This window comes from Polaribacter tangerinus, assembly GCF_038024095.1.
Classification (GTDB): domain Bacteria; phylum Bacteroidota; class Bacteroidia; order Flavobacteriales; family Flavobacteriaceae; genus Polaribacter; species Polaribacter tangerinus.
This window is the reverse complement of sequence record NZ_CP150668.1, coordinates 2,417,962-2,432,745: the sequence shown is the minus strand read 5'-3', so window position 1 is coordinate 2,432,745 and position 14,784 is coordinate 2,417,962. Positions and strand designations below refer to the sequence as shown.

Genomic DNA, 14,784 nt, shown 5'->3' with positions numbered 1-14,784 from the left:
TATTATTTTATTGAGCTTAAAAAAGAATTTACATTATTTTCTATTCTTTCTAACACATTATTAGTATCGGCTTTTACAAAACTTTCTCCTGTAATTTGTTCATACAATTCTATGTAACGATTCGAAATTTCATTTATTTTTTCATCGGACATAGTAGGTATTTGCTGATGCTCTTTACCTTGAAAACCATTTTCTATAAGCCATTGTCTTACAAACTCCTTCGAGAGTTGTTTTTGAGGAAGTTCTTGCTCCTGTCTTTCTGCGTAGCCATCAGCATAAAAATATCTAGAGGAATCTGGCGTATGAATTTCATCAATTAATACAATTTTACCGTCTTTTGTTTTTCCGAACTCATATTTAGTATCCACTAAAATAAGACCTCTTTTTGCAGCAATTTCTGTTCCTCTATTAAATAATTTTCTAGTATAATCTTCTAAAATTAGGTAGTCTGCTTCTGTAACTATATTTTTCGCTAAAATATCTTCTCTTGAAATATCTTCGTCGTGTGCCCCATTATCCGCTTTTGTTGAAGGGGTAATTATTGGTGTAGGAAATTTATCGTTTTCTTTTAAACCTTTTGGCATTGCCACACCACATAAGGTTCTTTTACCTAACTTATATTCTCTGGCTGCATGGCCAGATAAATAACCTCTTATTACCATTTCTACTTTAAATGGAGTACATAAATCACCTACAGCTACATTCTCATCAGGATTTGCTATCAACCAATTCGGAACAATATCTTTGGTATCATTCATCATCTTGGTTGCAATCTGATTTAATATTTGTCCTTTAAAAGGAATTTGACGAGGCAAAATTACATCAAATGCCGAAAGCCTATCTGTAGCAATCATTACTAAAAGAGAATTATCTATATTGTAAACTTCTCTAACCTTGCCTTTATAAACAGATTTTAAATTCGGAAACTTAAAATTTGTCTCGTTTATTGTATTCATTGTGGTATGAGTTTGTGGTTGCAAAAATACTATTTTTAACAGATTATAATTACTAGTTTGAGAGACTTTTATTTGTTTTTAAAAAAACCAAAATGGTAACCTGGCTATTTTCTGTTCATTTTTTGAGTTAAAACGTGGTGCTTTTATGTATAAAAAATCTCAGAAATAGAGTTCACATACAGTTTTTATAAAACATTACTAACTTGTTTCTATACTTTTATAAGCAGATATTATTCTCCTAACCAATCGATGTCTTACAACGTCTTTGTCGTCTAAAAAAACTTGTGCAATACCGTCAATTTCTTTTAACGCTAATAAAGCTTCTTTAAGTCCAGACACTTGTTTTCTTGGTAAATCTATCTGACCAGGATCACCAGTAATAATAAACTTTGCGCTTTTTCCCATTCTAGTTAAAAACATTTTCATTTGAGCATGAGTTGTATTTTGTGCTTCATCTAAAATAACAAAAGCATTGTCTAAAGTTCTTCCTCTCATAAAAGCCAATGGCGCAATTTGAATAATTCCTTTTTCTAGGTGAGACTCTAACTTTTCATGAGGTATCATGTCGCGTAAAGCATCATACAAAGGTTGCATATATGGGTCTAATTTTTCTTTTAAATCTCCTGGTAAGAACCCTAAATTTTCTCCTGATTCTACTGCTGGCCTAGTCAAAATAATTCTTCTAACTTCTTTTTCTTTCAACGCTTTTACTGCCAATGCAACTGCTGTATATGTTTTTCCTGTTCCTGCAGGTCCTACAGCAAAGAGCATATCGTTTTTTGTCATTGAAGCAACCATTTTTCGTTGATTGTCTGTTTGAGCTTTAATCAGTTTTCCACCCACACCATGAACCAATACTTCTTTGGCATTTTTTGCTGCATTCGTTTTAGATTCTTTACCTGTTGAGGTAACAATTTGCTCGATGCTGTTTTCATCTAACTTATTGTAACGTTCAAAATAATTTATTAATCGCTCGAACCTTATTTCAAATTCATCTAAAATGTCTGATTCTCCATAAATTTTTAACGTAGTATCTCTAGCTACGATTTTTATCTTAGGAAAATACTTTTTTAGTTGTTCTACAGTGGCATTGTGTGGTCCAAAAAAATCTTTTGGGTTAATTTCTGATAGTTCTAAAACACGTTCGTTCAAATGTTTAATTTTTGTTGGTAAGTACCGTTTATAATTAAATAAAAATAAGCAATAAAATTTCTAAAATGATTAGATTTGCGTTGAATAGTTGAAAACTTTTACACAATTAATTAACATCCCCATTAATGAATTTCATAACACTTACAACAGATTTCGGAACAAAAGACCATTTTGTAGGTGCAGTTAAAGGTGCTATTTACTCTGAGCTTCCGGAAGCTAAAATTGTTGATATAACTCACGAAATTTCTCCTTTTAACATTACAGAAACAGCCTATATCCTAAAGCATTCTTACAAAAGCTTCCCAACAGGAACCATACATATTATTGGTGTAGATTCTGAACTAAGTGAAGATAATAAACATATTGCTTTAGAGCTAGATGACCATTATTTTGTGTGTCCGGATAACGGTATTATCTCTATGATAGCGAATGAAATTAAGCCCAAAAGAATTGTAGAAATTAACATTCATGATCGGGTAGAAAGTAGTTTTCCTGTATTAGATGTTTTTGTGCAAGTTGCTTGTTTTATTGCTCGTGGAGGAAATTTAACCGTAATAGGAAAAGAAATAAACTCTTTTAAAAAAATTAGAGAAATTCAACCTATTGTAAATAATACACAAAACCAACTTATTGGCGGTATTGTTTATATAGATAATTATGGAAATGTGATTACCAATATTAGTAAAAAAATGTTTTTAGACATTGGTAGAGGAAGAGATTTTAGGGTAGTTGCCAAAAAACACACTTTTTCTAAAATATTTACAAAATATAATGAAATTGCCAGCAATAGCTCTTATGAAAATCACCAATATGATGGACATAAATTGGCTATTTTTAATGCCGCCGGATTTTTAGAAATTGCCATTTACAGAAGTAATTTAGGCAGTGTTGGCGGCGCTTCTTCTTTACTAGGCTTGCAATATAGAGATACCATAACTGTAGAGTTTATCGATACTCCAGAACAAGATTATACCAAAATTTAAAAAAATGTTTGTAAGAATAGTTAAAATGCAGTTTCACGGAAAATATATTGACACTTTTTTATCAATATTTGAAGCAAAAAAAAATTCGATAAGAAACTCAGAAGGGTGCCTGCTTTTAGAACTCTATCAAGATAAAAATAATGCGGAAATATTTTTTACTTATTCTTATTGGGAAACAGAAGAAGCGCTAGAAAACTACAGAAAATCTGCACTTTTTAAAAATGTTTGGCAACAAACCAAAAAACTATTTAACAACAAACCCGCTGCTTGGAGTGTCGATAAAAAAGTAAGTTTACCTTAATAAAAACTAAAACTGATAAGAAAACATATATTTATGAGAATAATTTATCATCCATATCGTTTACAAAAAAAGGAATGCTTTATTTTATTTTCGCCACATTAAAATGCAAATTTTAAATTAAACTATACACCATTATAAAAAAAATAACATTAGTATGTTAGCCATTTTAAATAAAGAACTTAATGCATTTTTTTCGAGTACAATTGGGTATTTAGTAATTGGTGTTTTTTTGCTGTTTAACGGTCTATTCTTATTTGTTTTTAAAGATAATTTTAATATCTTAAATGCAGGTTTTGCAGATATTAATCCTTTTTTTTACATAGCTCCTTGGGTGTTCCTTTTTTTAATTCCTGCCATTACAATGAAAAGTTTTGCAGATGAGTTTAGTAGTGGAACAATAGAAATTTTAAAAACATCTCCCCTTACTTTCAACCAAATTATTTTAGGTAAATTTTTAGCCTCATTATTTTTGTCAATTATAGCTATTTTACCCACAATTAGTTACATACTAACAATATATGCATTAGCAAATCCTGTTGGAAACATAGACTTTGGCAGCATTATAGGCTCCTACATAGGCTTAATTTTGTTAGCAGCTACTTATACTGGTGTTGGAGTTTTTACGGCTACTCTCTCTAGAAACCAAATTATAGCATTTCTTTTAAGTGTTTTTGTAACATTTATATTATTTTTTGGTTTCGATGCAGTTGCAAATTTATTTGAAAATAACAGCACAATTATTCAGCAATTTGGCATACAAGAGCATTACAAAAGTATTGCAAGAGGTGTTATTGATACTAGAAATGTTATTTATTTTATAACCATATCTTTTTTCTTTTTATTTTGTGCAAAAAAACAATTAGAGAATACCTTTAGAATAAAAAAGTTAGTAGTTATATGTATTGGATGTATTCTTATTAACTTTATTAGTAATTCTTTTTACAAAAGATTTGATATTACATCAGATAAAAGATTTACACTTTCTAAGGTAACAAAAAACACCATTTCTAGCTTAGACAAAGCACTACACATTACTGTATATTTAGAGGGTGATTTTCCTTCGGAATTTAAAAGACTTCAAACAGAAACAAAACAATTTTTAGAAGAGCTATCTTCAGAGAATAAAAATCTAAAAATTAGTTTTAAAAACCCAGATAATATTCGAGAGTCGCTTATTAAAAAAGGGATGATGCCAAGCCAACTAACTGTAGAGGAAAATGGTAAACTTTCGGAAGCTATCATTTTTCCGTGGGCAGAAATAAATTGGGGCAAAAAAACAAGAATTGTCTCTTTATTGCCGACAACGGTTTTAGCATCTCAAGAAGAACAATTACAAAAAGCCATCGAAAATTTAGAACATAGCTTTATTGACGGCATATATACCATACTTCAAAATAAAGGAAAAAAAATAGGTGTAATTACTGGCAACGGACAATTATCAGACATTTATCAATATAGTTATTTAAGTGAAGTTGCAAAAAAGTACCAATTGGCTAAATTTACTTTACGTGATTTGGAAGGTAAAGAACAACAAACTTTAAAAGATATTCTAAACTTAGATTTGGCTATTATAGCAAAGCCTACAGAAAAATTTACAGAAAAAGAAAAATTTATACTAGACCAATTTATAACCAACGGTGGTAAAACACTTTGGATGATAGACAATGTTCAGGCAGACCAAGATAGCCTTGCAGCTACTGGCAAAATGATGGTATATCCGCGAGATTTAAACCTCACAAACCTACTTTTTTCTTATGGTGTAAGAATAAATAACAATCTTATAAAAGACTTATATGCTGCCGATATTCCTGTTGCTACTGGCAAGGTGGGTAATCAAACTCAGTTTAAAAACTTGGCATGGTATTTCCATCCGCTTGTAAGCGGAAACCCTAATAATGCAATTACTAAAAATGTTATTCCTGTTCGTTTACAGTTTGCAAATAATATAGATACATTGCCAAATAACATAAAAAAAACACCTCTTTTGGTTAGCTCTGTTTTAACCCAAAAAATTGGTACTCCTACTTTTATCTCTCTACAATCTATTGCAGATGAGGTAGTTGAAAAAGAATATATTTCTGGAAACCAAGTTTTTGCAATTTTATTAGAAGGCAATTTTAACTCTGCATATAAAGACCGAATTTTGCCTTTTAAAACACCTTACTTTCAAAAGGTTTCTAAAGCTAATAAAATGGTAATTATTGCTGATGGTGATATTGGCAAAAATCAGCTTTTGAAAAACAAACCATTCGATTTATCTAGAGATAAATGGACCAATCAAGAATTTGGCAATAAAGATTTTTTACTGAATACCATCGACTATTTACTAGATGATAACGGAATTATAAACCTAAGAAATAAAACGGTAAAAATTAAAATGTTGGATAAACAAAAAGCATATTCTGAAAGAACTTTTTGGCAGTTTTTTAATGTATTTTTACCACTAATTCTTTTATTTATTTTTGGATGTATCTTCTTCTATTTAAGAAAAAGAAAGTATCAAAAATAAAGAACTAATAAGGTTTTAATAAATCGTTATGTATAAACTTATAGTGTAAGGTGTTTTCTAACTTTTTAGAACTTATAATTTTCCATTTATCTGGTTGATGTTCCTCAAATTCTGGAACCTGAAATCCTTTGCTTAACTTTGCTAATGTGTAATACTCTCTTCTAGTTGGATGATGAGAGGCGCAGGCATTAAAGGTATCGTTCCAACAATTTTGAGCAATAATTTCATGGATAATTTCAATACAATCATCTCGATGAATCATATTTACATATCCGTTAGGTTGTGGAATTTTTTTTCCATCTTTAAACCAATTTGCTGGGTGTCTTTCTCCACCAAACAAACCTCCAAAGCGTACAATAGTGGTTTCAAAAAAAGTGCTTTCTTTAAATAAATTTTCGATGGTTACAAGCGAACTATTGGGTACGCTATCTTGCTCTGTAACCACCTTATTTTTAGCCTGATAAACTCCTGTAGAACTCACCAAAATAATTTTTTGAATTGGAGAATATTTAATTTGAGATATCAACCTTTCAAATGCATCAATATCTTTAGAGGTAATTGCTATTATTAAAATATCTGAGTTTAAAAAATCGTCAAACTCTTCATAGGTCTCTATATCAACTATAAAAGTATCGAAACCTAATGCCTCTAAAACAGGTACTTTTTTTTCTGAAGTGGTAGATACTTTTACCGAAAACCCATCTTCTGTAAAACTAACTGCCAATTCTTTTCCCAACCAACCTGCTCCTAAAATACTAATGCTATTCATCTACTTAATTTAAAAATATCGATCCCAAAAACTCAATTATAAAAAGCAAATATACAGTGCTTTCTTTTATGATATTGTTAACAATAAGCATATTTAGATATTGTAAATTTGATTTTTTACGAAACTAAAAGCATCATACATTATGAAAAAAATTATAACAAGCTTGTGCTTAATAGCATTTACAGCCATTGGTTATGGACAAATTAAAACACCAGACAAAAGTCCGCTTCAAAAAATATCCCAAAAAGTTGGTTTGACAGATATTACATTAGAATATTCTAGGCCAAGTGTAAGAGGAAGAAAAATATTTGGAGGCTTGGAAGATTTTGGAAAAGTTTGGAGAACTGGAGCAAACTCTAATACGACAATAAGTTTATCTACAGATTTTATGATTGACAACCAAACAATTAAAGCTGGTACTTATGCGGTATACACAATTCCTGGAGAAAAAAACTGGGAAATAATTTTATACACAGATACCAATAATTGGGGAACACCAAAAAAATGGGACGACTCTAAAGTAGCTGTTAAAACAACAGTTCCCGCAGAGAATATGCCTATGACTATAGAAACGTTTACCATAACTTTCGACAACCTTACAAACAATAGTTTCATTCTTGGTCTTTTGTGGGAAAATACTATGGTAAACCTACCCATAACTTTACCAACAGACAACATTGTTTCTAAACAAATTGAAGCAAAAATGGCAGGACCATCTGCCCAAGACATGTATGCGGCAGCAGTATATTATTTAGAAGCAGATAAAGACATTAAAAAAGCACAAAACTGGATTGATACCGCAGTAAAAATGACTGCAGACTCACCTAAGTTTTGGTTTTTAAGACAACAAGCATTAATTCATGCAAAAGCAGGAAATGTAAAAGGTGCTATAGCTGCTGCAAAAGAATCTTTAAAATATGCCGAAAAAGCAAATAATGCAGGATATATAAAAATGAATAAAGCCTCTCTTAAAGAATGGGGTGCACTGTAAAATTCATTTTTACGAAATCTAAAAATCTCAAGTAATAACTTGAGATTTTTTTTACGAAAAAAATTTCTCTAAATTTATAGAACTAACTTAAATAACAAAAAAATGCTTTTAAAAAGAATTCCTACCATACTATTAGTACTTAGTGTCTTTATTGTACACGCACAATCTGAAAAAGAAAAGTTGAAAAAAAATGCTTTAATTGATGTATATATTTATGGCGGAATAGGTTTTGCAACTATAAAAGACTCTGCAACACCAAACTACAATGCAAATATTAATAGTAGCGAAGTTTTAATAAACTATAATTTTTCTAGACAATTTGGCGTTGCCACCGGTATTGGTTTTAACCAACTATCTGCAAATGGTAGCGCTGGTAATGCTTTTTTTCATCACACGAGAAACCTTCTTAAAATTCCGGCTTTACTTACCTACTCTTCAGTTACAAATGGCTCTATAGAATATTTTGGGTCGATAGGATTTTACACTCAAAACATCACCAAAGATCATTATCAATATTTATCTAACACTACCAAAAATAATTTTAGTGGTTGGAATTTCGGAACACAAGCAAGTGCGGGATTACTATTTCATTTTAGTAAAAACACTAAAGTCGGTATAATTTTTAATGGTCAGTCAGATTTTACTAATTTTAATACTACTTTAAAAGGGAGCAACCAAACGCAAAAAATAACCAATTTAAATACCATCGGAATCGTTTTTAAGCTTCGTCAATAATAGCGTATACTTTTAAAAAAGTATTTGTATAGTTAGTTTTCTAGTGTACTTTTTTTTTAGAAGGTATAAGAAGTTGCAGTAAAACTGCAATTGCCATAACCAATGTACAACCCAATAAATTTAACCACAGGTAAGGTAATACATCTTGTAAGAAAATATACACAATTATAACTTGGGTAATTAGCGCTGCGATAAAAACAGCATTTCCTTTTACATACTTAATAAAAAAAGCAAGCAAGAAAATTCCTAATACATTTCCGTAGAAAATAGACCCAATAATATTTACTAGCTCTATTAAGTTTTCAAATAAATTAGCAATACAAGCAACAGAAATGGCAATTACGCCCCATAATAGTGTAAACCATTTCGAAGCTTTTACATAATGTATTTCGCTTCTGTTAGAAACATTTCTTTTATATAAATCTATTGCTGTTGTACTTGCCAAAGCATTAAGTTCTGAAGCTGTAGAGGACATTGCTGCAGACAATATTACAGCCAACAACAAACCGATTAAACCTCTTGGTAAATTGTTTAAAATAAAGTGTATAAAAACATAATCTTTGTCGTTAGACTCAACTTTAATTAAGGTGTTTTCTGCATCTATACGATCTATAATTTCTTTAGATTTTTCTTTTAAAAATAAATCATGCTCATTTAAATACTGAATTTGTTGCTTTTCATGAGGTTGAAAACCATCTAACAAAAGTGCCTTTTTGGTGGTTTCTACCTCTTCATGAGACTCTTGAAGCTGTTGGTATTCTTTTGCATATTTAGAATTTGCTATTTCTAAATTTGCAGAAGGGTTAAAGTTTAATGGAGACGGATTAAACTGATAAAAAACAAATACCATTACACCAATAATTAGAATAAAAAATTGCATTGGCACTTTTAATAAACCATTAAAAATAAGACCTAACTGACTTTCTTTTATAGATTTACCAGACAAATACCTTTGCACTTGACTCTGGTCTGTACCAAAATAAGATAGCATTAAAAAGGTACCACCAAAAATACCTGTCCAGATGGTATATCTATTATTTACATCAAAAGAAAAATCTAAAACTTCCATTTTATTACTAGCTCCAGCAATTTCGAGCGCCTTTACAAACGTAATATTTTCTGGAAGCTGACTCATAATCATAAAAAAAGCTATTAACATCCCCATAAAAATAATAACCATCTGCTGCTTTTGGGTAACATTTACGGCTTTTGTGCCACCTGAAACTGTATATACAATTACCAAAAAACCAATTATTATATTCAACGTTAATAAATCCCAACCAAGTACAGCACTTAAAATAATTGCTGGTGCAAAAATGGTAATTCCTGCAGCTAAGCCTCTTTGGATTAAAAATAAAATTGCTGCCAAACTACGCGTTTTTAAGTCAAATCTACCCTCTAAAAACTCATAAGCAGTATACACTTTTAATCTATGATAAATAGGAATAAAAACTACACAAATAATTATCATAGCAATTGGTAGTCCGAAATAAAACTGAACAAATCCCATACCACTATGAAATGCTTGTCCGGGAGTAGACAAAAATGTTATTGCGCTGGCTTGTGTAGCCATAACAGAAAGACCGATTGTCCACCATTTGGTGTCGTTTCCTCCTTTTATATAATCAGATACATTGCTATTTTTTCTGGTTACATAGGTACCATAACCCACAATAAAAAGTAAGGTTACTGTTAAAACAACCCAATCTATCAAATGTAATTTACTTACAATTTCCATCTTTTAAATGTTAAAATATTGAGTTAGTAAATAGCAAACAACAATATATATAAAGTTGGCTATTAGAACCAATGAATATGTCTTTTTCCAAAAATATTTTTTTTCTTTCATCTGTTAAAATTATATGATGTTGATTTCGTTTGGCTATGCACCTTTTTGTTTATCTGAACATTACTTTTTACCAACAGCTAATATGTTAGCAAATAACCTGTAAGCTCCAGAAACTCCTGCTGGCAACTCTCTAAAAAAGCTTAAACCAGTATATATGTAGTTCCCTTTTCCATATTTTGCAATTAATAAACTTCCATTCTTAGCAGTCTCTCCTTTGTCTTTAATTGACAAAACTGGTGTATAATCTGAACTCCAAGAATTCGGAAAATACAACCCTCTTTCTTGAACCCAATCCTCAAAATCTTGAGATGTAATTTTATTAGGATAGTTTAAAAGTGGGTGTTCGCTGTTTAAAAAACGAACATCCGAAAACTCATCAGTAACTCTATCTCTAGAAAGATTAAGGGTGTAAGGAGCCAAAACATTTACACCTCTATTGGTATTATATTGCACAACCATAGTACCCCCTTTTGCAACATAGTCTAGTAAAAATTTCTGTTTAAATTTTAGCTCTGTCACAACATTGTAGGCTCTTATCCCTAAAATTACAGCATCATACATTTGTAAATTATTCTCGTTTATTAAAGCAGGATTTATAACAGTAACCTTGTAACCAATTTGCTGTAAACTCTCTGGAATGGCGTCACCCGCTCCCATTATATAGCCTATTTTTTTTCCAGCAGTTTGTATATCTAAACGAACAATCTTAGCCTCAGAATTTAACAGGACTCTTTGTTTTGGAATATGACTATAATTAATTTCTACCATCTCTTTTTCAAAAATCTCATCATTTGAAAGTGCTACTACTTTTAAAGTTCCTTCAGAGGCATTTTTGGGAGGATAAATAGTAAAAAACACTATTTGCCGATCTCCTTTTTGCTGAATATTAAAAGGTTGTTTTTCGGGATAAAAACGCCATCCGTTGGGAACATTAAGCGTTGTATTTCCTTGTATATTGTTTACTCCTGCTCGCACCTCTACAGCTATTTTTTTTGATTTTTCATCAGGAAAAAGCAACACTTTGTCTTTTATGTTTGTTGTAATTTTCGGTAGTACATCAAAAGGCTCATACACCTCTCCTTTATCTTTTTCTGCATACTTTCTAACTATATCTTTGTTAATAGATATCGGAATATTTTCTATTAGTAAATCAAAAGTAAAACGGATAGGTCTTGGGGTTTCAGGCTTACCAATTAGCAATGAATCCGACACCTTATACATTCCTAAGCTTGCAGGCTCTTGCAACCAATATGGCGATGAATAGTTGATTTCTTTCAGACGAATTTTTTCTTTAAATACTAGTTTTGTATTTGTTGCTAAAACAATGTCTTTTAAAAATGTGTTTTCTGAAGGATAACTTCGCACAGCAACTAAAGTAACATTTGCATTACTTCTATTCAAAAGCTCGAAATTTACGTCTATATTACTATCAGGAACCGCTGTAGCACTAGATGCGACAGCCTCTATATACAACCCAGCACAAGCCTCTATAATTTCTTTTATTTGTTTTTCTTTGATCATACGCCAATGTGGGTCTTTCAAATTTTGGATAAGGACGAAGGCTTTTAATAACGCAGACAAATGTACTTGAGGATTCTTAAAATTGAAATTCTCTTCAATTTCTTCTAAAATAAGTCCGATTTCAGAACCGTTCTCCAGCCTACTCCAAGTAGTGTTTATTCCTGAAAAAAGAGAGGCTTCTTCATTCACTTTATCACCTTTTAAAATCTCTAAATATTCGCTTTGAGAGCCTCTTGAGCTTAATCGACCAAAACCCTGACATAAATGCTGACTGCTAGCCATAGATGCCAACTCATTATTAGAAAGACCTTTTAAAGGGTAGTAATTACCCACCTCTAAAGAAAGTAGTTTACCAAGAGTCGCTTTTTTAAATTCAGATTCACTTTTATAAAACCAAGAAGACGTGTTAAAAAATAGTTTTTTTGGAGACCAAACACTTGTATTTTTTAATTGTGCTGGAAATTTATCTTTATCACCTGCAAGATCAAAAGCTTGAACGCTTAAAATTGCAGAGCTTGTATGATGACCGTGCGTGGTTCCGGGAGTTCTATGATTAAATCTATTAATAACAATATCTGGTTTAAAGGTTCTAATAGCCCAAACAACATCTGCCAAAACCTCATTTTTATTCCAAATTTTTAAAGTTTCATCTGGGTGTTTCGAATAGCCAAAATCGTTGGCACGTGTAAAAAGTTGTTCGCCTCCATCGATACTTCTAGCAGCTAGCAATTCTTGGGTTCTAATAACCCCCAACAACTCTCTAATTTCAGAACCTATTAAGTTTTGACCCCCATCGCCACGAGTAAGAGATAAGTAACCTGTTCTGGCTTTAACTTTATTTGCCAAGAAAGCAATTAAACGGGTGTTTTCATCATCAGGATGTGCGGCTACATAAAGTGCTGTACCTAAAAAATTGAGTTTTTCTATCTTTTCGAAAATTTGATTTGAGCTTAACTTTTGAGGTTTCTGAGAAAAAGCAGACTTAAGAGATAAAAATAATGTGAAAAATAGGAGTATAAACGACTTCATTATTAGATAATTGATTGATAACAAAAGTAGTTTTTTAATAAAGAAAAAGAAATCTCTTAACATAATTATAACGTTTAAAAATCATAAACAAAATGCTCATAACCTGTTGATAAATTAATTTTCAGAGTCATATAATAAGGTTATATTTGTATGACTAATATTAGATAAAAAAATAAATGAAATTTATTGTATCAAGCTCACAACTATTAAAACAATTACAAGTTTTAGGGGGCGTTATAAATAGTAATAATACCCTACCAATCTTAGATAATTTTTTATTTGAATTGTCTGAAAACCAATTAAAAGTTTCAGCATCAGACTTAGAGACAACAATGAGCTCTGTAATTGATGTAGAAAGCGACAGTACAGGTTCTATTGCTGTTTCTGCACGTTTACTATTAGATACCTTAAAAACGTTTCCAGACCAACCACTAACCTTTAAAACTGAAGGAGAAAACACCATAGAAATTAGTTCAGATCAGGGTAAATATGATATGGCTTATTTTGGCGGAGACGAATTCCCAAAAGCTGTTTCTTTACCTTCACCTAGCACTACTGTAGTTCCTGCTCATATACTTGGAACCGCTATTTCTAAAACAATTTTTGCTGCAGGAAATGATGATTTAAGACCTGTAATGAGTGGTGTGTTTTTTCAGTTTAGCTCTCAAAGTTTAACTTTTGTTGCTACAGATGCGCACAAACTAGTAAAATATTCTAGAACAGACGTAACTGCTAACGAAACAGCTGAATTTATTATGCCCAAAAAACCTTTGAACTTATTAAAAGGTATTCTAGGAGGTTCTGATAGCGATGTAACTATAGAGTATAATGAAGCGAATGCCAAATTTACCTTTGACAACGTAGTTTTAGTATGTCGATTGATAGATGGTAAATACCCAAATTATGAAGCTGTTATTCCGAAAGAAAATCCTAATAAACTAACCGTTGATAGAGCATCATTTTTAAATTCTGTTCGAAGAGTTTCTATTTTCTCCAGTAAAACTACGCACCAAATTCGCCTTAAAATGGCTGGTACAGAGTTAAATATTTCTGCTGAAGATTTAGATTTTGCAAACAAAGCAGACGAACGTTTAAGCTGCGATTATCAAGGAGATGATATGCAAATTGGCTTTAACTCCCGTTTTTTAAGTGAAATGCTTAATAATTTAAGTGCAAACGATGTTCTTATAGAAATGTCTTTACCTAACAGAGCTGGAATTTTAACTCCGATAGACGGAACAGATGAAGGTGAACAAGTTACAATGTTAGTAATGCCAGTAATGTTAAATAGTTAAAAAAACTATTTAAAGTTCACAAAAATTAAAAATATATTATTTTAAAACCACAACTAAAGTTGTGGTTTTTTGTTTACATTTATAGGTATAAATATTTTTCATGAACTTCTTAGCTCATTTATATCTTTCTAAAAATAACACCAACATTATGGTAGGTAATTTTATTGCAGACCATATAAAAGGTAATAATTATATGGATTTCTCTGAGGAGATACAACAAGGTATTTTTTTACATAGAGCTATAGACACTTTTACAGATGCACATAAAACTGTAAGAAAAAGTAAACGAAGGTTACACAAAAGATACAAACATTACGATGGAGTGATTATTGATATTTTTTACGACTATTTTCTTGCAAAAAACTGGCACTTGTATTCAGAAATTCCTCTTAAAATTTTCACCTCATCTGTTTATCATCTATTTAACAATTTAAAAGAAACATTGCCATTAAAGTCTCAGGAGTTCATAAACTATATGATTTCTTACGATATTTTATACAATTATAAAAACAAATCTGGCATTGAAAAAGTTTTAAAAGGTGTAAATAATAGAACAAATGGTAAGTCGCAAATGCATCTTGCCATTGAAGACTTAACAATTCTTGAAAAAGAGTTAGAAGAAGATTTTACACTTTTCTTTAAAGATCTTATTACCTTTAGCAATCAAAAAATAAACGAATTAAAATCCTAATAT

At 30.9% G+C, this 14,784-nt stretch carries 12 protein-coding genes; 7 read left to right on the top strand and 5 right to left on the bottom strand.

Annotated elements, in window-relative coordinates:
- Nucleotides 1-2: 2 nt before the first annotated feature.
- Nucleotides 3-956, bottom strand: coding sequence for a phosphoribosylaminoimidazolesuccinocarboxamide synthase (locus tag WHD54_RS10680; protein ID WP_088323437.1), 954 nt, complete (start codon nucleotides 954-956; stop codon nucleotides 3-5).
- Between the two features lie 198 nt (nucleotides 957-1,154).
- Complete coding sequence (locus WHD54_RS10675) at nucleotides 1,155-2,108, bottom strand: PhoH family protein (protein WP_088323438.1); 954 nt, start codon at nucleotides 2,106-2,108, stop codon at nucleotides 1,155-1,157.
- 125 nt (nucleotides 2,109-2,233) lie between these two features.
- Between WHD54_RS10675 and WHD54_RS10670 the strand changes: the two genes are divergently transcribed.
- The 3 genes from WHD54_RS10670 to gldG all read left to right on the top strand — a co-directional run bounded on the left by WHD54_RS10670 (nucleotide 2,234) and on the right by gldG (nucleotide 5,901).
- A complete protein-coding gene (locus WHD54_RS10670; RefSeq protein WP_088323439.1) occupies nucleotides 2,234-3,091 on the top strand; it encodes an SAM hydrolase/SAM-dependent halogenase family protein in 858 nt (285 codons plus the stop codon).
- A 4-nt stretch (nucleotides 3,092-3,095) separates the two neighbouring features.
- Nucleotides 3,096-3,392, top strand: coding sequence for a putative quinol monooxygenase (locus tag WHD54_RS10665; protein ID WP_088323440.1), 297 nt, complete (start codon nucleotides 3,096-3,098; stop codon nucleotides 3,390-3,392).
- A 154-nt stretch (nucleotides 3,393-3,546) separates the two neighbouring features.
- Complete coding sequence (gldG, locus tag WHD54_RS10660) at nucleotides 3,547-5,901, top strand: gliding motility-associated ABC transporter substrate-binding protein GldG (RefSeq protein ID WP_088323441.1); 2,355 nt, start codon at nucleotides 3,547-3,549, stop codon at nucleotides 5,899-5,901.
- Nucleotides 5,902-5,905: 4 nt separating this feature from the next.
- Here gldG and WHD54_RS10655 read toward each other — a convergent pair whose 3' ends face one another.
- Nucleotides 5,906-6,670 (bottom strand): NAD(P)H-binding protein, encoded by a 765-nt coding sequence (locus WHD54_RS10655; protein ID WP_088323442.1) that lies wholly within the window; start codon nucleotides 6,668-6,670, stop codon nucleotides 5,906-5,908.
- A 142-nt stretch (nucleotides 6,671-6,812) separates the two neighbouring features.
- On the opposite strand from WHD54_RS10655, the gene WHD54_RS10650 reads away from it, so the two are divergent.
- Together WHD54_RS10650 and WHD54_RS10645 are read left to right on the top strand one after the other, a co-directional pair.
- On the top strand, nucleotides 6,813-7,661 hold the full coding sequence (locus WHD54_RS10650) for a DUF2911 domain-containing protein (protein ID WP_088323443.1): 849 nt from the start codon (nucleotides 6,813-6,815) through the stop codon (nucleotides 7,659-7,661).
- 102 nt (nucleotides 7,662-7,763) lie between these two features.
- Nucleotides 7,764-8,396 (top strand): outer membrane beta-barrel protein, encoded by a 633-nt coding sequence (locus tag WHD54_RS10645; RefSeq protein ID WP_088323444.1) that lies wholly within the window; start codon nucleotides 7,764-7,766, stop codon nucleotides 8,394-8,396.
- Nucleotides 8,397-8,436: 40 nt separating this feature from the next.
- Here the strand turns inward: WHD54_RS10645 and WHD54_RS10640 are convergent, their stop codons facing one another.
- Together WHD54_RS10640 and WHD54_RS10635 are read right to left on the bottom strand one after the other, a co-directional pair.
- Nucleotides 8,437-10,134: a sodium:solute symporter gene (locus tag WHD54_RS10640; RefSeq protein ID WP_088323445.1), complete on the bottom strand. Its 1,698-nt coding sequence runs from the start codon at nucleotides 10,132-10,134 to the stop codon at nucleotides 8,437-8,439.
- Nucleotides 10,135-10,305: 171 nt separating this feature from the next.
- Entirely contained in the window at nucleotides 10,306-12,795 is a 2,490-nt protein-coding gene (locus WHD54_RS10635; protein ID WP_088323446.1) for a PIG-L family deacetylase, read from the bottom strand.
- 176 nt (nucleotides 12,796-12,971) lie between these two features.
- Between WHD54_RS10635 and dnaN the strand changes: the two genes are divergently transcribed.
- Nucleotides 12,972-14,090: a DNA polymerase III subunit beta gene (gene dnaN / locus WHD54_RS10630; RefSeq protein ID WP_088323447.1), complete on the top strand. Its 1,119-nt coding sequence runs from the start codon at nucleotides 12,972-12,974 to the stop codon at nucleotides 14,088-14,090.
- A 100-nt stretch (nucleotides 14,091-14,190) separates the two neighbouring features.
- Nucleotides 14,191-14,781 carry an ACP phosphodiesterase gene (locus tag WHD54_RS10625; protein WP_233130973.1) on the top strand — a complete coding sequence of 197 codons (591 nt, stop codon included), beginning with the start codon at nucleotides 14,191-14,193 and terminating at the stop codon, nucleotides 14,779-14,781.
- Nucleotides 14,782-14,784 lie beyond the last annotated feature (3 nt).